This is a genomic window from Paenibacillus sp. FSL L8-0158, assembly GCF_038592965.1.
Taxonomy (GTDB): domain Bacteria; phylum Bacillota; class Bacilli; order Paenibacillales; family Paenibacillaceae; genus Paenibacillus; species Paenibacillus polymyxa_D.
Genome location: NZ_CP151949.1, coordinates 4,499,518 through 4,520,713, shown reverse-complemented (window position 1 = coordinate 4,520,713; position 21,196 = coordinate 4,499,518). Strand labels below are relative to the sequence as shown.

At 45.1% G+C, this 21,196-nt stretch carries 14 protein-coding genes, 1 pseudogene and 1 riboswitch; of the genes and pseudogenes, 6 read left to right on the top strand and 9 right to left on the bottom strand.

The window, feature by feature from the left end:
* Positions 1–21: 21 nt before the first annotated feature.
* Genes NSQ68_RS19870 through NSQ68_RS19860 form a run of 3 tightly spaced genes read left to right on the top strand, consistent with a single transcriptional unit; the run spans position 22 to position 6,679 of the window.
* On the top strand, positions 22–471 hold the full coding sequence (locus tag NSQ68_RS19870; RefSeq protein ID WP_342426966.1) for a hypothetical protein: 450 nt from the start codon (positions 22–24) through the stop codon (positions 469–471).
* Entirely contained in the window at positions 468–2,201 is a 1,734-nt protein-coding gene (locus tag NSQ68_RS19865) for an ATP-binding protein (RefSeq protein WP_342426965.1), read from the top strand. The genes NSQ68_RS19870 and NSQ68_RS19865 overlap by 4 nt, the downstream gene beginning before the upstream one ends.
* A gap of 50 nt (positions 2,202–2,251) precedes the next feature.
* The gene (locus NSQ68_RS19860) at positions 2,252–6,679 is read left to right on the top strand and encodes a hypothetical protein (protein WP_342426964.1); all 4,428 of its coding nucleotides are present in this window, start codon (positions 2,252–2,254) and stop codon (positions 6,677–6,679) included.
* A 42-nt stretch (positions 6,680–6,721) separates the two neighbouring features.
* On the opposite strand, the gene NSQ68_RS19855 is transcribed toward NSQ68_RS19860, so the two are convergent.
* On the bottom strand, positions 6,722–7,417 hold the full coding sequence (locus NSQ68_RS19855) for a response regulator transcription factor (protein ID WP_342426963.1): 696 nt from the start codon (positions 7,415–7,417) through the stop codon (positions 6,722–6,724).
* A 160-nt stretch (positions 7,418–7,577) separates the two neighbouring features.
* Here NSQ68_RS19855 and NSQ68_RS19850 point away from each other — a divergent pair, with 160 nt between their 5' ends.
* Entirely contained in the window at positions 7,578–8,936 is a 1,359-nt protein-coding gene (locus NSQ68_RS19850; RefSeq protein WP_342429141.1) for a sugar phosphate nucleotidyltransferase, read from the top strand.
* A gap of 195 nt (positions 8,937–9,131) precedes the next feature.
* Here NSQ68_RS19850 and NSQ68_RS19845 read toward each other — a convergent pair whose 3' ends face one another.
* From NSQ68_RS19845 to NSQ68_RS19830, 4 genes are all read right to left on the bottom strand, one after another.
* Complete coding sequence (locus NSQ68_RS19845) at positions 9,132–9,650, bottom strand: thioredoxin family protein (protein ID WP_342426962.1); 519 nt, start codon at positions 9,648–9,650, stop codon at positions 9,132–9,134.
* A 259-nt stretch (positions 9,651–9,909) separates the two neighbouring features.
* The gene (locus NSQ68_RS19840) at positions 9,910–11,766 is read right to left on the bottom strand and encodes a beta-glucoside-specific PTS transporter subunit IIABC (RefSeq protein ID WP_342426961.1); all 1,857 of its coding nucleotides are present in this window, start codon (positions 11,764–11,766) and stop codon (positions 9,910–9,912) included.
* A gap of 232 nt (positions 11,767–11,998) precedes the next feature.
* A complete protein-coding gene (locus NSQ68_RS19835) occupies positions 11,999–12,841 on the bottom strand; it encodes a PRD domain-containing protein (RefSeq protein WP_023990001.1) in 843 nt (280 codons plus the stop codon).
* Positions 12,842–13,074: 233 nt separating this feature from the next.
* On the bottom strand, positions 13,075–14,046 hold the full coding sequence (locus tag NSQ68_RS19830; RefSeq protein ID WP_342426960.1) for a LacI family DNA-binding transcriptional regulator: 972 nt from the start codon (positions 14,044–14,046) through the stop codon (positions 13,075–13,077).
* Positions 14,047–14,257: 211 nt separating this feature from the next.
* Here NSQ68_RS19830 and NSQ68_RS19825 point away from each other — a divergent pair, with 211 nt between their 5' ends.
* Together NSQ68_RS19825 and NSQ68_RS19820 are read left to right on the top strand one after the other, a co-directional pair.
* Positions 14,258–15,715, top strand: coding sequence for a glycoside hydrolase family 1 protein (locus tag NSQ68_RS19825; RefSeq protein WP_342426959.1), 1,458 nt, complete (start codon positions 14,258–14,260; stop codon positions 15,713–15,715).
* Positions 15,716–15,973: 258 nt separating this feature from the next.
* Positions 15,974–16,068, top strand: a riboswitch (glycine riboswitch).
* 159 nt (positions 16,069–16,227) lie between these two features.
* Positions 16,228–17,646 carry a sodium:alanine symporter family protein gene (locus tag NSQ68_RS19820; protein WP_342426958.1) on the top strand — a complete coding sequence of 473 codons (1,419 nt, stop codon included), beginning with the start codon at positions 16,228–16,230 and terminating at the stop codon, positions 17,644–17,646.
* Positions 17,647–17,703: 57 nt separating this feature from the next.
* On the opposite strand, the pseudogene NSQ68_RS19815 reads toward NSQ68_RS19820, so the two are convergent.
* The 4 genes and pseudogenes from NSQ68_RS19815 to NSQ68_RS19800 form a co-directional block, all read right to left on the bottom strand.
* Positions 17,704–17,868, bottom strand: a pseudogene (locus NSQ68_RS19815) (NADH-dependent alcohol dehydrogenase); the annotation flags it as partial.
* 171 nt (positions 17,869–18,039) lie between these two features.
* Positions 18,040–18,867 carry a carbohydrate ABC transporter permease gene (locus NSQ68_RS19810; protein WP_023989996.1) on the bottom strand — a complete coding sequence of 276 codons (828 nt, stop codon included), beginning with the start codon at positions 18,865–18,867 and terminating at the stop codon, positions 18,040–18,042.
* 22 nt (positions 18,868–18,889) lie between these two features.
* Positions 18,890–19,765 (bottom strand): sugar ABC transporter permease, encoded by an 876-nt coding sequence (locus NSQ68_RS19805; RefSeq protein ID WP_342426957.1) that lies wholly within the window; start codon positions 19,763–19,765, stop codon positions 18,890–18,892.
* A 32-nt stretch (positions 19,766–19,797) separates the two neighbouring features.
* The gene (locus NSQ68_RS19800; RefSeq protein ID WP_342426956.1) at positions 19,798–21,081 is read right to left on the bottom strand and encodes an extracellular solute-binding protein; all 1,284 of its coding nucleotides are present in this window, start codon (positions 21,079–21,081) and stop codon (positions 19,798–19,800) included.
* Between the last annotated feature and the right edge of the window lie 115 nt (positions 21,082–21,196).

Here is a 21,196-nt window from a genome sequence, read left to right as displayed (position 1 = left end):
AAGTAAGAAATGAGGAACTACATGTATAATATCAGCGTTTTGGCATTTTTGAAAGATGTCAATACAGAACGGGCGTTGCGTCTTTTTTGTGAACGATTTGATTCGGCTGAGCATGCCCTCTGGGAAAAAGGTATGCGTCTCCTTCATGAGTATCATGCTGCACGGCATACAGGGGTGACCCTGGCTGTCTCCAGCGCACTTCAGCATATGGACGATCGCCATGATATTTACGTTGTTGATCTGCGAGAATACGGCGAGGAAGAGCTGGATCGCTTATATATTGCAAAAACATGCGAATTGATCCTACTGACGGACGGGGCAACGGAAACCGCTGCGAGGTTTGCTGCCCTCCAGCGCCGCACTCCCCGGTTGCTGTGCGCACGGCTACCGCTGGTCAGCTATGAGCTGGAATGCCTGATGCAGGCTATTTTGAGCCGTCTTGAACAAAATGGAAGGGACAGGGAAGCATGAAACAATGGGCTTTGTTGAAACCAGGTTGGCAAAAGCTGATCCTGTACCTGATCGTTCTGGGTGTGACAGTGTTCTTGGCCGCTGTGCTTCAATGGTTTGTCGTGCGACAATTCAGTAATCACTTGGCGGAGATTCAGAACGAACAGCTCCAGTATGAGGTACAGGAACTTTCTAGCAGCATAACCGAGCGTTACGCCGCATGGCAGGCTGAATTGAAGGAGCTGTCGTCCAGTCTGGGCAGAGATATGCTGAATCAGGGAACACGCCAGTATCCTGAGGGGTTTAAGCGTGAAAGCGGGGCCTTTTATGTGCTGGATGAACAGTATCATGTGATGGTCGGACGAGATAATCGTGAGATGAAAAGTGCGGTTCAGCAGATTAAATGGCTGCAAAATGGTTGTGCAGTAAGCTCTTTTGTGACAGAGGATCATCAGCCTGCCCAGTATATCGCATGCAGGATTCAAGGAGCGCAGATGGGCGGTTTTATGGTGCGCAAGGTTGACGCTGATATGCTCAGCGGGATTATTAAAAGTAAACCGGTTAACCAGCATGAGACTTTATTTTATAACGATCAATTTAAGGTCGTAGCTTCCCGAAGTAATCCGGATATTAACCGAACGGACATCACGGGCGTCACCCGTAGGCTGCTGGAGGGCAATACAGGTGTGATTGAAGATGACGGTGAAAAATATGGAATAGGATTTAGCCGCCTTGGGGAAGAGGCCCTTTACATATCGGTTAAGGATGTCAGCGAGGATACAGCACAGCGAATCAGCTCCTTCCGCAAACAGTTGTGGATGGTCATGGTTCTGATATTGTTCATTCTGTGGGCCATGCTCGTACAGTTCCGCAAACGGATTGTAAAGGATGCTATCGTGAATAATCAGGTGCGTGACCAACGGCGAGATGAAGATATGCGACAGCAGCAGGACACGTATTATTTGCCGTTAATGCAGACGATTGAGCAGCAGCTACAAGAGCTGCAAGAGCAGACTAGCCGTCTCACGGGCGGTGATGATTTGAAGCTGCTGGGATTTTATCATGATCTAGCAAACCGCTTTGAAGCGGCTTCCAGTCAGGGAAAAGGAGCCTCTCATGAGGAACTGGAGTATTTTCGCGAGTTGAATGAAAATTTTATCCAGGGTCGTCTCGAACAGGAATCCTCGCTGGGAGAGTTACTGACGGGAGTCCGTAGCTTGCGCGATGAGCTGGAAGAGAAGATGCATGATAATAGTGGAATTAGCTTTACAGATATGAATGAAATATTGTCTGAGTCGCTGAAATGGGCGAACCGTTCATTGAACATGAAGAACATTCAAGTGATCTTGCGGCAAGAGCCTGTTCCATCGATTGCAGCACAAGCACCCATGCTGTACAAAACGATTCAGGGGCTGCTGGAAAATGCGGTTCAGGCCATGAACCAGGGCGGAGAACTGCCTGAGGATCAGGAAAAGGGCCGAACAGGTCTGCGGTCCAAGCGGAAATCTCAAGTGCTTAAGGTTAGTTCACGGCTGGAAGAAGGAGAAATTATTATTAACATTGAAGACACAGGCGGCGGGATTGATGATAAAATGCGTTGGAGCTATTTCCAGCCGGACTATTCCCAAAACTCGCAGGAGCATGCGTTCAGCCTATACCATATGGATGCATACCTGAAGACCATAGGCGGCCGTTTAAAGCTGCGTAATACCGATCAGGGCTTGCAGGCAATCGTTCGTTTGAGAAGATAGGCCCAAGATAACCGACAGATATACGAGAAGTTCAAGAGAGGGGGACAAGCATGAAAAAATGGATATTTCGCTACCGTTACGATATGGCGGCAATGATGTTGATGCTGATTGCGATTGTTGCATATCTTGCACCCATTTATGGACCAGGGCAAATTGTGTTTAGCGACATTGCTTTTGGAGCCACCTCTCATCGGTATCTGGAGGAAATAACCGGGGTATGGAACGAGCGATGGTCTACCTCGACCTTGTTCAATGCTCCACGTATCCTGTACATCTTGCCCTTCTATGGACTGTCACTCTTATTTGACGAAAGCGGACCGGTCTTGCTCAAGTCGTTTATTACAGGCTTGTTATTTGTTTCGGCATTTTCGATGTATGCCTTTGCCAAGCGTCTGGTTAGCGTCTATTATTCACCAAGCTTTACGAAGACCCGTATTTTTGCCATCATGGTCGGCTCGTTGTTTTATGCGCTGAATCCGTGGGTTATTTTCCGCATTCAGCATATTTATTTGCTCTGTGGATATAGTTTGTTTCCGTTAATGCTGCGATTCTTTTTCAGTGCGGTGGACCCCAAATTTCAAATTCAACAAATTAAAAACTATCATCCCCACAAGTTGTATCAGCGGAACTGGATCGACCTGTTTCTGTTGGCTGCGGTGTTCACCGTTAGTGCTGCGGCAATTCATTATTTTTTCTTCGGCATGATTTATTTGGGCTTGTTCACCATGTTGCTATTGATCAAGCTGACCTGGACCCACCGTAAGGCCGGTCGCACCTATTTGCAGCCGTTATACGGCAATTTTTTGCGTAAAGGGATCATTTTTGGCGTGTTTTTCGGTCTGCTCAGTTTTTATTGGTTGTCTCTATATGTCGGTAGCATGTTGATGGACGCTCAAGCGTCTCAGCATAATATCAACGTCGTGGATACGTTGTCTCTGTTCAGCCGCAACAGCAGTTTAAATAATGTGGGTTATTTACTGAGCTATTGGTGGCCCATGTTTTCCTTGTCCTCACTGCCTGTCATGTTTTATGTAGGAGGGGGATTTTTGTTGCTATTGATCGGGTATGCGATGGTGACACGTTCACATAAAAATCCGATCATTCTGATTTTCTCGCTACTTACGCTGCTGTTTCTGGTTGCAGCTACCGGGACGACGTTCCCATCGATTGCCAAGTGGTTTGTCATTTTGGTTACGAAAACCCCTGTGATTGGTTCGGTTTTCCGTGATCCTAACAAATTTATTGGACTGATTGCCCTTAATTTCGGGGTGTTGCTGACCTTTGGTGTCATTCAATTTATGGAATGGTTCGGATCATCGCCGCTACAGCGTGTATATAAAAAGCTGGCGGTCGTTATCGTCGTCTTGTGCCTGGGGGTATATTTTGCTCCCTTGCGCACACAGTTCATTGAGGGGTACTACAAGCCAGTACAAGTGCCGGAGGCTTATGGTCAAATGGCTGAAAAGCTGACTGATCCGGATCGTTTCGATAGCAAGGCATTATACTTTCCGATTGCTGACAATATGATTCAGAGCTATAACGGAGTAGCCACGCCCGAATGGAATAAAGGGAAGACCGCGAACGAAAAGGCAACTGGAGATTTTCAGGTATACTCTTCTCCTAAAAATACGATCTTTCATCATGAGGGCAATGATCCCGGTATTACATACTATATGAATTTTCTACAGTATGTCATGGACAACGGATTAAGCTCCCGATTAGGCTGGCTGTTCTCTACCTTTGGGGTCAACCAGTTGGTCTACCATGATGAATATGTGGGACAGGAGAAGCGTCAGGATTTCCATCTCTCTCAGCTGGAAGGTCAGACCGGGCTGAAACGTACGTACCAGAACGGGCTATTTTCCATATTCAATCTCGATCAGGCACCGCCCTATATGAACATCCTTGCGAGTAAAATTGTAACACCTTACGGTTTTAGCCGACTAGAGAGCTACAGTCATCTGCCTGGTTTTGATTTTAGCCGCTTTGGAGTGCTGTTCAGTGCGTTAAAGCCTGAGCTAAAAACCATCCAGACGATTAACAAAGGGGATTATGTGGAAGCGGCGTCCTTTAATGACTTGCTATTGTCACAGCTTCCAGCAGAGGATTACTTAGAGCCTTTTGATGCCATTGAGGATGGTAATGCCTTTTTAAAATGGTCCAAAACTTTTGCCTCGACTAACGATTGGTTGTGGTATTTATCCTCCCAAAATATACGGAACTTTCCGTTCGATATGGAAATGGATGCAGGGATTGCGGTCACCTTTGCCAGTAAGAAGCTGGATGTGGCCCCGTATCAGATGAGCAGTATCGATGGGAAAACGGTCGTCGACTTTGATTCCATGCTGCGGACCGAAACCTTCTTCAAGCCGGATAATCCACAGTTGTTCAGTGTGCAGGCTAATCCCCGTGAGGAATTGAATGATGTGCCAACTCTGCACGGCGAAATTATGAAGGGAGATCCGAGTAATATATGGCAGGTCGCTAGATCGGGGTTGCTGGAGGCCAAGGAAAATAATCCGTATCAGTTCCAGATTACTGTTTCCGGTCGCGGAACGAACAAAATGCATGTGAAAATGAGATTTTACGATAAGCAAATGCGTGAACTGGGGGTTAGCTATGTCGTGGCGCCTTCGGAGGGATATAATTTTGACAGTGTGAAATTTTACGGGGAATACGTGTCGCCGCCCGGCAGCTATTGGATGCGAATGGATTTGTTAACCCTGCAGCGTCCGCAGCAAAAAAATTACTGGTGGATTCATGATATTCAGCTGCGTGATTTGGGGCAATATAGCAAGCCTAACACGTTTACAATGCACAAAAAACTGGATCAACCTCAAACCTCGCATGTATATGCCAGAGTGTTTATGAATAAGGCAGGCGGGAAATTACAAGTCACACTGCCGGACAAAGTAGTAAGTATCAAAACTCAGGATGATGGTTTAAACCAATTTCAATGGGTTGATCTGGGAGAGCATGTTTTTCCCAAAGGAGATACCCCGGTCACGGTTAATAACCTGCAAGGCTTTAATGCGATTAATCAATTTGCGATTGTGCCTGTGGATCAGCTAGATCAGCTATCTTTTCCAGTGGAGCAGGCATTGAAGCGGGGCAAGCTCTTTTTCACCTTGGAGGCAGAAAACGATTTTAACGCCCAAGGAAATGTGCAGACGGAGCGTGCTTTACCCAGACTTAGTATGGGGCGAGGGATCAGCTATCAGAAGGGGACGTTAAGCAGGGATGTGGAAGTCGCCAAAACGGGAACCTATGCCACAGCTATTTTGGCTAATCTACCTGCAGGGTATCATGGTTCATTAACGATGAAGTGGATGAATGAAGAGACGGGAGAGGTGCTGACCAGAACGATTCGTACGGAGGAGTCGTATAAGCGGCTACCTGCTACCTCTTTATCCGAAAAGCAGGTTATTGAAACAGTGCCCGATCAGGATGGTTTTGCCAAGAAAATCATACAAATTCCCGGTCTGCTGAATGACTATGGCCGAGTAGAATTTAAAAATCTGTTCCTAACCAAGGGAAAGTATAACTTAACCCTTGTGCTGGACAGCCAAGTACCGTCATTGAGCAGTTTTGAAGATATTCATCGAATGGCTGCGCAGGAAGTGACGGCAATGCCTGGGGAGAACACGAAGGAGTCATTAGACACGGATGTCGGATGTGTAGCGGATATACGACCTGGCCAGACGAACCTGTCATTCATGGACGAAGGACTCTCTATCCGTTACGCACCTAGCTATTCCTGTGACTGGAATATATATGCGTCCAAGAAAATGAAGGCCGAGCCGCTGCAAGAGTATGCCGTGCAGTTGGATGCGCGATCAGCACAAGTTGGAAGTCGGCACATGAAGGTCATTTTTCTGAATAAAGCGTCCCAGGTTCTCCAAACCTCCTATATTGATGAGGTGGAGGAGAGAGATAAGGAACAATGGAATCATTATGACCAAATTGTGAAGGCACCGGCAGGAACCGCCATGATGCAGTTTCAAATTTTAGCGCATGCGCACAAGAAGCAGTCAGGCTTATTTCAAATGAAGCAATATTCCATCATCCCTTATCAAGCCATGATTACAGTGGATCAGTTTACGTTGTTTGAGGGATCGGATATGGATACCTTTTTTATGGCTCCACATGCTTCGGAGAGCATTCAGGCTACTCGTGAAAATTCCATGGAACGTAGTTTTACGCTATATAATCCAACGCATCAGCAGGTGCTAATCCGGGAGACCGAATCACCCAATCCACTATGGGAGTTCAGGCTAGGTAGCGAAAATCAGCGAGCCCGTCTGTCCGTCAATGGAGTGACTACCGGATTCATAACTAATGGTAACGGGAACGGGAAGGTCGTCGTTATTCTGGCTTCCGCCTACCGTTTCGGCTGGGTACTGTTCCTCATAGGGATACTGGGTGGAGCAGCTTGTTTTCTTCCTTATCGGCGATGGAAGAAGCGAAAGCTTCCTTAAAAAGCAAGCTGCTTAGAGGGGAAACGAGTAGCCATGATATGGCTACATCTCATATTTGTATCCTCTGCCCCAGACAGTACGGATGTGCTGAGGATTTTTAGGGTCACGTTCTATTTTTTTGCGGAGGCTGGAAATATGTACGTCGATAGTGCGATCCAGATAAGCGCCATCGCCGCCTTTGATCCGATCCATCAGCTCACTGCGGGTAAAGACTTTACCTGGATTGCAGGACATCTCTTTTATAATAGAAAATTCGATTTGAGTGACTTCTATTTCTTGGTCATCGACTAACAGGCTATGACGGTAATCATTAACCCAAACTCTTACCTTTTTAAGCTTTTGCATGACCGTTTGCGATTCAGTGAGCATGTTGCGGCCGCAGCGGCGCAGCAGGGCTTTGATGCGGGCATTTAACTCTATCAGACTGAACGGTTTGCATAAAAAGTCATCTGCTCCGTCATCCAGAGCCTTTATTCTTATATTCAGCAGGGTGTTATTAGAGATGACCAGCATAGGGACCGTGGTAAATTGACGGATTTGGCTGATCAGCGCACATTCGACTCTACCGGAAAACATCAGAGCGGTCACAATAATATCCGGCTTAAAACGCATAAGTGTAGGAATTGCAAGTTTAGAGTCATAGATAAGTTCGGTATGATAGCCTTCCTCCTGAAGATGAAGAGCAATCATATCTGCCAAACCTTTTTGATCTTCAATGATGAGTATTTTTATGGGCATGACTGACATCTCCTGTACGGACAAAGATACAATTACATTGCATAAGTATGTATTTTCCACGATAATACATACTTATGTATTCGGCAAAAACACGAAAAACAAACAGTCCTATAAAGTAAGAAAAATATTAATTTAGAGGAAGAAGGTTGCATCTTTGCGAATGATCTTATTATCCGGAGGTTCGGGTAAACGTCTATGGCCCCTATCCAATGTGAACCGCCCCAAGCAGTTTCTTTCCATTCTACGTCATGATGAACGGCCGGAAAGCATGCTGCAACGAATATGGAGGCAATTAGATGAGGCAAATTTGGCAGATGAGGCCTATTTTTCAACGAGTGGAACTCAGGCCGAGCTGATTCGAGGACAAATTGGCGGAGATGCTGTAGTGATTGAGGAGCCGACTCAGCGGGATACCTTCCCGGCCATTTCCCTGGCTACGGCCTACTTGCATGACGTTGCAGGCGCATCACGCGACGAGATCGTAGGGGTCATGCCTGTGGACGGGTATGCGGGGGATGAATTTTTTGAGCATCTGCGCAGGCTTCCTTCCATATTAGAGCAATCAGGATGCCATATCGCATTAATGGGGGCTGCTCCAACGGAACCCTCAGATAAATACGGATATATTGTGCCTTCAGTTTCTCCTTCACTTGACCAGCCATATTATAGGGTTAGTTCATTTGTAGAAAAGCCGGATCTGATCCGTTCGGAAGCATTGATCCGTGAAGGGGCCTTATGGAATTGCGGGGTGTTTGCTTTTAGGCTGGGCTTTTTGTTGGATATTCTGAAGCAAATGGGTTTACCAGTCGACTATGAATCTCTTTCGACAAATTACGCAGACTTGCCTAAAACCAGCTTCGATATTGCGGTAGTAGAGCATACTCGTAAGCTCTCCGTGCTTCCTTATCATGGAGAGTGGAGGGATTTGGGGACGTGGGATTCGTTGGTGAGAGAAGTGAGTTCGAAGCTAAGTGGCCCAGGATATATCTCAGAAGCTTCACATGACTCGCATATCATCAATGAACTGGAGATTCCGGTCAGTATCTGGAATGTCCCGGACATTATCGTCGTTGCCGGGCCGGATGGCGTGTTGGTTACAGATCGACAATCATCCACAGGAATTAAGGATATGGTGGCGGAAATTGAAATCGGCCCACGTTTTGAGGAGCGCTTCTGGGGAAAGCAAACGGTGTTATCCCATCAAGCGGCGGCAAGTGGATTGCAGACAGTGACCAAACGCGTGGTCATTTCAAACGGGAGATTTATCAGCTATCATGAGCATCAGTTTCGTAAAGAAGTTTGGACTATAGTTTCTGGAACCGGGAGTGTCTCTATCAATGGCGTGATACAGACAGTCAGCCCCGGTGAGGTCATCGTCATTGAACCCGGTACAAAGCATTTTATAGGGGCAGTAGAGGGAGATTTAGAATTCATTGAGTCACAAATCGGACATATCGTATCCGAAACGGATATTATCCGATATGAATTTCCTGATTCGATTGACGACCATGCTCTATGAAGTGTCTACAATATAGGGACTGATAGATACGAACGAGGTTTATCAGAAGGCAGTGAAGAGTAGTAGGAACTATTTTTTATTAGAGCTTAGATGCCTGTGCATTCCTAAAAAGGTATTCATGCGTTATACGAATGAATACCTTTTTTTGCATAAACATATCTCTGTGTTTGTAAATGAATTGAATAGAAAAGAGACTTATAAAATAATAATTTTCTTGGAAGTCAGCCACTCTTTTACAGCGTCCGTACTGAGGTCTCTTTTAGGCGTCCATTCTATTTTATCAACCAGCTTACCGTTTCTGAATTCTGCAATAGTGGGGGTGTATTTAACGTTGTAATCCTCTTTGAATTTATTCCATTGGGACTTGTCCTTATGGATTTTGTGAACGTTCAAAAAAGTAATTTTAGAGCCTAGATTATACTGCTCAATCATCTTGTTAAAGTTAGGCTCAAACCGGTTGCAGTCGCCACAACTGGGTCTGCCGACATAGACAAGTACACTTCGATTCTGTTGAATTAAACTCTTAAAATTTTCAAATGTAACCGCATTCAAGTGGTCATATATTTCCGGGTAATTGCTTTTGCTCGCTTGGATTTCTTTGTCTTTTTGTTGAACAACCTGCTCCAGGTCTTGAAATTTAGCTACAGCTGAAATAGCGATACCAATGATAAGTAATACAATGACACTTAACCCGGCGATATATCTTTTTTTCACAGAAATCCTCCTTTTTTTACAATCTTACACTTACGGTAAATGATATTTCCATTTTTAGCTGTAACACTTGTCTCATTATGTATAAAAAAAGAAGCTTTCCATTGTTGGGAAAGCTTCTTTAGTCAGCATTTTGCATAATTCGGTTCCCAACGCTTGTAAGTACAATATATAGACGAACTAAAGCGTTTCGATCTAAATACTGCTGATTTGAAAACGCTCCTGGGATTTATGCAAAATGCCCTAGTCTGAAAATTAAATGTTAGACCACAACAGTCAACAAGTAATCCTCACGCTTCACTTCAGTTTCCATTGTGTTCAACACATCCAGGTATTGAGCGGAATTTGTTACGATAATTGGTGTAGCTGTTGTATAGCCTGCCGCCTTAATTTGCTCGATATCAAATTCAAGCAACAATTGTCCTTGCTTAACCATATCGCCTTCCTTGACGCGCTTGTCAAAGAATTGTCCTTTCAGCTTCACTGTATTCACACCCACGTGAATCAGAATTTCTGCTCCGTCATTGGAAGTAATACCGATTGCATGTCCGGTCGGGAATACTGTTGTAATCGTTCCATTGACAGGAGATGTCAGCACACCCTCTGTAGGATCAATGAGGATTCCTTTTCCCATAGCACCTGAAGCAAAGGCAACATCAGAAGATTGTTCCAAAGGCAATACTTTACCTTGCAGTGGGCTTACGAGAATTTCTTTCTCGATTGCCACTTCTTTCTTTACGGGTGCAGCTTCTGTTTTTGCAGTTTCTTCTTTTGGATCTTCAAAGCCCAAAATCATAACCAACACAACTGCGAGTACAAAGGCAACGAGCAAACCGATGACTACCCACAAGAATCCAGGTCCGAAATAAGTCGGCAACGCCAGTAGACCCGGTAATGCAAAGGATTGTGCGTGCGCTCCGCCAGAAGCGATAATCGCCCCGCCGATTGCCCCGGAAATACAAGCATAAATGAACGGTTTTTTCAATTTTAAAGTTATTCCATAAATTGTTGGTTCTGTAATCCCGAAAATAGCCGCCAGTGTAGAGGAACCTGCCAAAGCCTTCATCTGAGTGTTCCGGGATTTCAGGAATACCCCCAATGTTGCACCAGCCTGAGAAAGTACGGCTGCTGTAAGCATCGGAAGCATCGTGTCATAACCCAATGTTTGAATATTGGACAGCATAATAGGAACGAAGCCCCAGTGTACGCCGAAAATAACAAATACTTGCCAGAATGCCCCGGCAACAGCTCCGGCAATCAATGGACTTAAATTGTACACCCATGTAAAACCGTTCGCCAAGCCTTGACTGATCAGGTTACCGACTGGACCAAAGGCCAGAAATGTTAACGGAATAACGACCAAGAGCGAAAGCATCGGCACGATAATGTTTTTAACCGATTGATGGATAAAGGAATTGAACCAGCGCTCCACATAGGACTGAACCCAGACCGCGAGAATAATTGGAATGACACTGGAACTGTAATTAATCAGAATGATCGGAATACCTAGAAACGCCAATCTTTCTGGATTGCTTACCGCCGCTATAACTGCTGGATAGACCAGAGCTCCGGCGATTGCCACCGATACAAAGGTGTTTGTCTTAAATTTACGGGACGATGTAATAGCCAAAAACACAGGTAGAAAATAGAAAACACTGTCGGAAGCTGCACTTAGGATCAGGTACGTACCGCTTTTATCATTAATCCATTGAAAAGATAAAATTAACGCCAGTAGTCCTTTAAGCAAACCCGCCCCGGCAAGAGCACCGAGAATGGGAGAAAAAATGCTGGAAATGATATCGACCGCTTTGCCGAGAAAATTCGTTTTTTCTGTAGATTCTTCTTTTTTGGCATTAGGATTGTCTGCATCCTGCAAATTCGTTTCTGCCATCATATGCTCAAACACTTGACCTACATTGTTGCCGATGACCACCTGAAACTGGCCGCTGCTTTCCACTACTGTAATGACACCAGGGGTTGCTTCCAGTGCGGCTTTGTCTGCTTTTGTACGATCTTTTAATTTAAATCTCAAGCGTGTAGCGCAATGGAATACCGAATTGACATTCTCTTCGCCGCCAACGAGGGTCACTATTTTTTTAGATAGTTCTTTATCACTCATATTCAGAACTCCTTATGGGTTATTCTTGCTACTGATAGGATTTACCGTTTACATTTGTTGCTAAGATGCGCCGGCGTGCATCTTTTTAACCTTGTAAACAAGAAAAACCTAAACTCGTGGTGAAAACTGCGCACTCCTCCTATAAGGGAACGTCGATTTCACCATCAGTTTAGGTTTTGCCTGCCTTACCAGTCACAATCCATGAACGATGAGGGGTATGAAGTTGTTAGTCTTATATGTTATTACGCTCAGTTACCCGATGAATATGGATAGTTAGATATACGTATTCATCCTTGCTTAAATATTGATCGTATGTTTTTTCCAGATACTCATTGATCTTTTGGGCACAAGCAAAAGCTTCGGTATACGTCTGCTTCACCTGGTTGTACAAAAATTCTTCACCACTGTGAATGACTTCTTTACGAATCACCCGCATCGCAAAATATTGCAAATGTGTCAAAAATCTCGAATAGCTAAAAGAAGACTCATCCAGCACAATCCCGTAATGGTACGTAATAATGTTCAATATATGTTGGACAATCTCGGTCATTTTCAGAGTAGATTTCATTTCGTTACCGTCAATCCGTGCATTCACCATATGCAATGCTATAAATCCCGCTTCATCTTCGCCCAATTTTACTCCGAGCGTATTTTCAATTTTTTGGAGAGCATCCAGTCCAACTGCAAATTCTTTTTTGTAAAAGCGTTTAATTTCATACAGCATCGCGTTTTGGAGTGCCAGTCCTTTTTCTTGCCGTTGTATGGCAAAATGAATATGGTCGGTCAACGTTAAATAAATATTATCGCTTAACTCCGTATCCAACACTTCTGTTGCATGGGTTACGATTTCATTCACGACCTCCAGATGAGATACAGGAATATCGTTCAGCAGCTCGGTTAGTTTGGCCGTGAACTCGTTTTCATTTAACATGAAAATCTTATCTATTTTATCATCATCAACTTGATCGCCAGCCACCTTTTTGAAGGAAATACCTCTTCCCATCACGATGACCTCTTTGCCTTTATCGTTTTTAGTCAATAGGACGTTGTTATTGAGCACCTTCTCAATAATCATTGAAGTTCCCCCTCCCATCCTTTACCAATAAAAAATGCCTAAGCACAATTCAATACTATTGTTAACAATAGTACTCAATTGAACTCAGGCATTGCCCGCATCACCGGTCACAATCCTTCGATATAGTGCTATTGTAGCACAAAAAAAAGCGATTTCAACATATTTTATTCTGTTTCGACAAAAAATATTTCATATCAAGGCCCTTTTGCCTAATTTGCAAGTAAAGCGTTACCCTATGTGGTCGTACGTTCAATGAGGCTGTACTCTAGCGAATGAAGCTCCAGTTGGCGTCCAATCAGCTGGGGGGAAAGCATGAAAAAAGCATTTTGTGCTTGAGCCATAATGGGATTTTGAATCGTTGTAATCCCCAACGTATGCGACAGCTCCGTGTTATCAAACCCAACAATCGCCAGATCTCCCGGTACGTTCAGCCGTTGTCTGCGTGCTTCGCAGAGAATGCCCACGGCTACATAATCGTTAGCACATAAAATAGCCTCTGGGAATTCCCCCCGATGCTGTAACAAATCCCGTACGACCTGTTCGCCATCACGGATATTATAAATAGAAGAGTGATTCCAGTGTTGCAACACTGGCAGATTGTGCTCACTCATGATCTGTTCATAGGCTCGTTGTCTGCTGTGGGTATTAATGCTGCTCGGACGGCCAAAAGCATTGGCTATACGGGTATAGCCTTTTTGTATCAAATGTTTGAGCGCTAACATATATCCTTCATACTGATCCATTGCGACGGAGCGAATATCGGTATGCTCCATTCGTTGCCAGGCCACGATCGGGCCATATTTGCAATAGGTACTCAAAAAATCAGTGTCATTCACGCAGGAAATGATGACCAGCGCATCGACTCTTTTTCTTTTTAAATCCTCAAAGGCTTGAAGCTCTTTCTTTTTGTCTTCTCCCGAAGTATAAATAATGGTTTGAAATTCGTACTGGCCTGCTACTTCCACAAAACTGTCCAGAAAAGCGAGAACAATTTCATTAATCGTTGAAGTGATGATGCCAATCTGAAGCGTCTGACCCTTGGATAGAGAAATGGCATTCCGATTAGGAACATAATCCAACTCCTGCATGATTTTCAATATTTTAGATCTGGTTTCTTGGCTTACATGGGGGGACTGATTTAATACTCTGGATACCGTGGCCTTGGAAAAGCCCGCCAGTTTTGCAATTTGATCAAGATTCGACATGGAGCTTCTCCTCACATAAGAAAAAATACTTGACATGAAACGCGTTACAACGATTAGGATGCTTATGAGGGCATTACGTTTATTTTAAAGCATCTGTCAATGCATTTCAAAGAAGAACGGTTACCGTTAGGTATTGATTCACATTTGCAGTACTTGATGGGATTACTTAGCCAAAGTAAAAATCTTAAATACGGAAAGAGGTTTTTATACCATGACGAAGACGCTAAAAGGATTTCCGAAAAACTTCTTGTGGGGCGGGGCAACTGCAGCCAACCAATTGGAAGGTGCTTTTGACGTAGATGGAAAAGGCTTGTCCAGCGCAGACATGATTGCTTATGTACCCAAAGCGGAACGTAAGAACGATCATGCTATAGAGATTTCGTCCGAGCGACTCGAAGACATTTTGGCAGGCAAAGTCAATGCCCGTTTCCCAAAACGTGAAGGGGTGGACTTTTACCACCACTACAAAGAAGATATTGCATTGTTCGCTGAAATGGGCTTTAAAGTATTTCGTATGTCCATCCACTGGTCGCGAATTTTCCCGAATGGCTATGATGCCGAGCCGAATGAAGCAGGATTGCAATTCTACGACAATGTATTTGATGAGCTGCGCAAATATAATATTGAGCCCTTGGTGACATTGTCGCATTATGAAACACCGCTAGGTCTGACTCAGAAGTATAATGGCTGGCTGGGGCGTGAAGTCATACAGCATTACGTAAATTATGCCGAAACAGTGTTTACACGCTATAAGGATAAAGTAAAATACTGGCTGACCTTTAATGAAATCAATGTAATGACCATGAGTCCGTTCACCGGTGGCGGTGTGGTTATTGACCGTGTAGAAAACAAACAACAAGCGATATATCAAGCATTGCATCATCAATTTGTAGCCAGTGCACTGGCAACCAAACGGGGACATGAAATCATTCCGGGTGCTCAGATCGGCTGTATGCTGGCACGTATAGAAAGCTATCCACATACGTGTAATCCAGCGGATATACTGAAAGCCCAGCATGAAAATCAGATGAACCTATTCTTTACGGATGTGCATGCCCGTGGGGAATATCCCAACTATATGAATCGTTATTTTGAAGAAAATAATGTTGTTATACACACAGAACCAGGCGATGCTGAAATATTGAAAAATAATACGGTCGATTTTATCTCATTCAGCTACTATATGACCTTGACCGTATCTGCAGGTCCAGAAGGCGAAAAAGCAGCAGGAAACCTGATTGGCGGTGTGAAAAATCCGTATCTGCAATCCTCCGACTGGGGATGGCAGATCGATCCGATCGGCCTGCGTATTACACTGAATACGTTTTATGATCGCTATCAAAAGCCGCTGTTCATCGTGGAAAATGGCTTGGGTGCATATGATAAGGTGGAGGAAGATGGCTCTGTGCATGACACGTATCGCATTGATTACTTGCGTCAGCATATTGCCCAAATGAAGGAAGCGATTGCCGACGGTGTTAATCTGATGGGTTACACCAGTTGGGGCCCTATCGACCTTGTGAGCATGTCTACTTCCGAAATGTCCAAGCGCTACGGATTTATTTACGTTGATCTGGATGATGACGGTAACGGAACGCTCAAACGCTCCAAAAAGGACTCTTTTAACTGGTATAAAAATGTGATAGCAACCAATGGTGAAGAATTGTAATTCCATATCATCTCGGGCGGGTATAGCAGAGGACATCCTAAGGATGCAATCTGCGTACCCGCTTTTTTGATAGACATAATAATATTTCAAAGGGCTTCACAAACTTTTCACTTGTAATAAGCTGAAAGTTTTCTGTATAATGAATAAAATTTCATATGTCTGGTTGATGTTTGCGGGAGATGGAACGAAAGTTCCGACCGAAGGGGCAAAACTCTCAGGTGCTTAGGCTGATTACAGCAACAAGCGGGGACCGTAAACGGACAGAACTCTGGAGAGACCCTTAATTGGGCGCCGAAGGTGCACCGCAGAGAACATCTGCTTAAACTCTCAGGCAAAAGGACAGAGACGCGAATAACCTGTGACAGGGAATGCCCTAGGCTTTTTTATGAGCTAATAGAGGCAGAAACCTGCACAAGATGGTTGTTTTTTTTCGTGCCTTTAACCTCTCCAGGAGTCGAATCAGCTGATTTGACTCTTTTTTGTTTTCTAATATGCTGGAGGAGCGGGTTGAAATGAATTTGGTACATGTGTTAGAAGCGATTAGCAGTTGGATATGGGGGGCGCCTCTCATCATTCTTGTCATGGGAACGGGGTTGTGGCTGACCATACGTTTGAAGATGCTGCAGGTATTCCGCCTGCCCCTAGCGATCAAGCTGATCGGTAAGGCCCCGAATGAAGGCAGCGGGGATGTAAGTAGTTTTGCGGCTTTGAGTACGGCGCTTGCGGCTACAGTTGGCACAGGAAGTATTGTCGGCGTAGCGACAGCCATTAAGCTCGGCGGGCCGGGTGCCTTGTTCTGGATGGTCGTTGCAGCCTTTTTTGGGATGGCGACGAAATATGCGGAAGGCGTACTTGCGGTAAAATACCGGGTAAAAGATCGGAATGGACAATTTTCCGGCGGCCCGATGTATTATATTGAGAAAGGTCTGGGACGCCGTTTTAAACCGCTGGCGATGCTGTTTGCTTTTTCGGGCATGCTGGTAGCGTTGTTCGGGATTGGAACGTTTCCGCAGGTCAAAGCGATTGTATCTTCGACTGAAAACAGTTTTGGCGTTCCGCCCATTGTAACGGCACTGATTATTGCGATCCTTACAGGACTTGTTACCATTGGAGGACTCAAAAGCATTGCCAAGGTATCGACGAAGGTCGTTCCTTTTAAAACAGGCTTGTACGTACTGATCTGTCTCATCGTACTAATTCGGTTTGCTGACCAGCTACCTGCCGCAATTGCGCTGGTGCTCCATTCGGCATTTTCAACTACATCTGCAACGGGCGGATTTGCTGGAGCTACGATTATGCTGGCGATGCGAAGTGGGGTAGCCAGAGGTATTTTTGCCAATGAGGCCGGATTGGGAAGTGCACCGATTGCAGCCGCAGCTGCCAAAACCAAATGGCCTGCGGAGCAAGGGCTAATTTCCATGACAGGCGTGTTTATTGATACGATGGTTATTTGTGTGATGACCGGGTTGACGCTACTGGTTAGCGGTGTGTGGAGCGGGCCTACCGATGCCGGCCTGATGACTCAGCAAGCATTTTCCAGCGCATTCCCGCTGGGGGCAGAGCTACTCACAATCATTCTGATTATGTTCGCGTTCACCACCATGCTCGGCTGGAACTATTACGGGGAACGCTGTGTTGAATATTTGCTTGGAGTCAAATGGATTAAACCATACCGTTATCTGTTCATCCTACTGGTTGCCGGGGGCGCGTTCATTAAACTGGATGCGATTTGGCTGCTGGCAGATATCTTTAACGCAATGATGGCTTTCCCGAACCTGATTGCACTGCTCGGCTTGTCAGGCATTGTAGTTGCAGAAACCAGAACCTATATGGACTCTCTGTATCCTAATAAGAAAAAGGGCATTCTTGCAGGTGCCAGTGTAGGGGCAGCTATTCAAGTAGAAGAAAAAGGACAAACGGTTAATTCATAAATTCCAAAAGGGAGTGTCTTCAGCCATCACAGGCTTGAGGACACTCCCTTTTGAATGTTATAACGATGCACGCAAAATAGCTAAAATATCTTCCTGTTTCAGCTTTTTATAATTACCGAAGCCTCCATATTCCATTTCACGGGCTGCAAGGTTTGCGATGGTTTCCAATTGCTCATCATTAATATTGTAATCGGCCAGGGTGGAAGGGGCACCGAGACTTGTACCGTCTGATCACGTGGCACAGAGAAGGTGTTTTTCTACGCCAGACAATTCATGAATGTTGAGATGTAGCGGCTCTAACGCGTTTAATAGCTGATCATACGTTATCATGTAAGCTATTTGAAATGACGATTGGCTATTATACATGAAATGAATAAGGGAATTCAAGTAAATCTAATCTTTGACCGCTCCGGCGGCAAGATCGGAAATAAACTGGCGGCTAATGAAAAGAAACAAAATAATAAGTGGCAGTACAGCAAGCAGGGTGCCCGCAATGACCATCGCATAATCTGTATTGTAAATCCCGTTCAATTGTGACAGTGCAATCTGGAGCGTGAATTTACGCTCATCCGTTAAGACGATTAGCGGCCATAAATAATCATTCCAGGCTCCTATAAAAGTAAACGCGCCGAGAAAAGCGAACGCTGGACGTAGAATTGGCAGTGCTACATTCAAGTACAGTCGAAAAAAGCTGCATCCGTCCATCCGGCCCGCATCCAGCAGCTCCTTGGGAATGGATTCTTCCGCATATTGACGAATCCAGAAAATGCCAAAGGCATTTACCATCCCCGGGATAATAAGCGCTTTGAACGTACCTACCCATCCAAAGGAGGCCATCATGACAAAGGAGGGGACAAGCGAAAGTTGTGAAGGGACCATCATTGTAGCTAGCAGAACGATAAATAGCACTTTTTTGCCCGGAAAATCAAACTTGGCGAATGCAAAACCTGCCAGTGAATCGAAAAACAAAACCAATAGGGTAACAGAACCGGCTACAAAAAGGGTATTAAAAAAGGCTCCGGCAAAATTAATCTGCTGTAATACTCTCGTTATGTTATCCAAAAAGTGGCTGCCAAACCACAATTGCGGTGGAAAACGATAGATGTCTGAAGTTGTACGGGTTGCCATGACGATCAGCCAGTAAAATGGAAACATCGACAGGATGATTCCCACCAACAATCCGGCATATAAAACAAAGGATTTTGCACGTGTCTGCATCATGTTGTGAAGCTCCTTCCCATCGTTATTTTTTACCTTGAACGAGTTTCCAGTTGATGATGGAGAATAGAGCAATGATGAGGAACATACCCCATCCGACGGCTGCACCATATCCAAAATAGTTGTTAATGAACGACTCGCGGTACAGGTATAAAACGATGGTCATGCCACTTGCCCCGGAACCCCCGTCATTACCGACCAGGATCTGTGGCTCGGTGAAGAGCTGCATACCGCCGATGGTGGACGTAATGACCGTAAACAAAATGACTGGGCGCAGCATGGGGATAGTGATGCGGAAAAAAGCTTGCGCTCCGGTTGCTCCGTCTATTTTGGCGGCCTCATACAGCACATGCGGAATACTCTGGAGTCCGGCCAGATAGATGATTGCGTTATAGCCCATCCATCTCCATACGACCATTGAGGAAATGGCAATTTGGATACCCCATGGCACATTCAGCCATTGAACCATGGGTAGTCCCAAGAGTTGCAGAAGGTAGTTGAGAAATCCGAAATTGTTGGCAAATAAGGCACCAAATATGATGGCGACAGCCACAATAGACGTCACATTTGGCAGGAAGAATCCAACACGCCATAAGGTGCGCATTTTCACAAAAGGGGCATAAAGCAGAAAGGCAATAATCAGTGCGAAGAATAACATTGGAATCGTGGCGTACACCCAAATCATAAACGTATTGCCTACAGCCTGCCAAAATTCATTGTCTGTCACAAGGTAGCGAAAGTTGCCCCAGCCGTTGTAGGTCATGTCTCCGATCCCGTCCCATTTGTGAAACGCCAGGTATAATGAAAAACCAATCGGAAACAGTCCAAAGATGCCAAACAGCAGATAAAACGGCGAGATCGCAGCATAAACGGCACGGTGCTTCCAGATTTCTCTCAGCATATTGTCCACACGCCTTTTTTAAATTTTGTTTTTTATCGCTGTAATTCCCGTTCGATTCGTTCCATTGTTTCCGTCCATAATGCATCAGGATTAGCATCCTGCTTGGCGACATTAGCAAGGCGACGGGTCACAATGCCGTGGATAACAGGATAGCGCTCGCCGAAATAGCTGCTTTTCACATTACGTGCGGAGGCGGCGAAGATGAGTCCGGTGGCCTGACCCCCAAAAAAAGGCTCAGGTGTTCCCATGATAGGATCGTCAAAGACACCGGGAGTGGACGGGAACAATCCGATTTTGTGGTAGGCTTCCAGCTGGTGTTCCGGGTTTTGCAGCCAGGTCAGGACTTCAAAGGCTTCTTTGGGATGTTTGCTGGATTTGAGGATAGAAATGAAAGAACCACCCAGGTTGCCGTCTCCTCCAGGAGCACGGGCGACTCTCCATTTGCCAGCTGTATCCGGCGCGGCCTCTGTGAGAACTTGCTTCATCCAAACAGCCCCTACAAAAGAGGCAATTTTGCCGTTATTGACCGAAGCGTTCCATTCGGGAGTCCAGCCATCCGCATTGGCGACCAGATGCTTCTTGTGGAAATCGACAGCGGTTTTCCAGCCCAGACGGATGCCAGGAGATTGATTGCCAATATAGCTGCCATCCGGCTTGAAGTAGAGGTTTGTATGCTGAGCGAGTACCTGATTGTAAACGTTTACAATATTATCTGCCAAAAGCGAACGGCTTCCGAATTTCTGCTGAAGTTGTTCTCCGGCTGCCATGTAATCATCCCATGTGCGGATAGAGGCACTAACCTTTTCAGGATCACTAGGCAAGCCTGCTTGCTCAAATAAATCGCTTCGATAGAAGAGGGCAGTAGGCCCAGTATCCATGGGAAATGCAATCATTTTACCATCAGGAGTGATTCCCTGATTCCATTTCCATTCCAAATATTGATCCTTCAAGCGGTCTGCTCCGAGTTCCTTTAAATCATAAAAACGATCCGCACTGGGGAAAAGTTCCACCATCCAGTCGTTCAGAGCTACGATGTCTGGTTCACCGGAACGAGCTGCGAGCGTTGTCTTCAGTTTGGCCTTGAAGTCACCGCCTATTTTTTGAGTTTTTAATTCAATGTCGGGAAACTGTTTTTCCGCCTGGGCGAGTAGTTCATCATCAATAGAACGGTTCCAGTACCATAATGTAAGCGTTATCTTTTTTCCGTTTGACAAATTAGTTTCAGATGATTGACTTTCAGAGGACAGGGATCCACTACAACCACTAATCATAGTGAGAAAAGCAAGACATAATACCAGCCAACGCACTGTCTTCACATCATTTCCCTCCTTGCTGTCTGAGATAATCTGTCTGCTAAATAAGTTGTAAATGGTTTAGCTCCATCATATGAAGCTGTTACCCATTTATGTGCATTGACTTAACCAAAAACAA

Excerpts from the sequence above, each read along its gene's own strand:
- NSQ68_RS19810 (WP_023989996.1), bottom strand. The coding sequence starts at position 18,867 with ATGATGCAGACACGTGCAAAATCCTTTGTTTTATATGCCGGATTGTTG.
- NSQ68_RS19825 (WP_342426959.1), top strand. The coding sequence starts at position 14,258 with ATGACGAAGACGCTAAAAGGATTTCCGAAAAACTTCTTGTGGGGCGGG.
- NSQ68_RS19805 (WP_342426957.1), bottom strand. The coding sequence starts at position 19,765 with ATGCTGAGAGAAATCTGGAAGCACCGTGCCGTTTATGCTGCGATCTCG.
- NSQ68_RS19835 (WP_023990001.1), bottom strand. The coding sequence starts at position 12,841 with ATGATTATTGAGAAGGTGCTCAATAACAACGTCCTATTGACTAAAAAC.
- NSQ68_RS19855 (WP_342426963.1), bottom strand. The coding sequence starts at position 7,417 with ATGCCCATAAAAATACTCATCATTGAAGATCAAAAAGGTTTGGCAGAT.
- NSQ68_RS19860 (WP_342426964.1), top strand. The coding sequence starts at position 2,252 with ATGAAAAAATGGATATTTCGCTACCGTTACGATATGGCGGCAATGATG.
- NSQ68_RS19850 (WP_342429141.1), top strand. The coding sequence starts at position 7,578 with ATGATCTTATTATCCGGAGGTTCGGGTAAACGTCTATGGCCCCTATCC.
- NSQ68_RS19830 (WP_342426960.1), bottom strand. The coding sequence starts at position 14,046 with ATGTCGAATCTTGATCAAATTGCAAAACTGGCGGGCTTTTCCAAGGCC.
- NSQ68_RS19840 (WP_342426961.1), bottom strand. The coding sequence starts at position 11,766 with ATGAGTGATAAAGAACTATCTAAAAAAATAGTGACCCTCGTTGGCGGC.
- NSQ68_RS19870 (WP_342426966.1), top strand. The coding sequence starts at position 22 with ATGTATAATATCAGCGTTTTGGCATTTTTGAAAGATGTCAATACAGAA.
- NSQ68_RS19865 (WP_342426965.1), top strand. The coding sequence starts at position 468 with ATGAAACAATGGGCTTTGTTGAAACCAGGTTGGCAAAAGCTGATCCTG.
- NSQ68_RS19820 (WP_342426958.1), top strand. The coding sequence starts at position 16,228 with ATGAATTTGGTACATGTGTTAGAAGCGATTAGCAGTTGGATATGGGGG.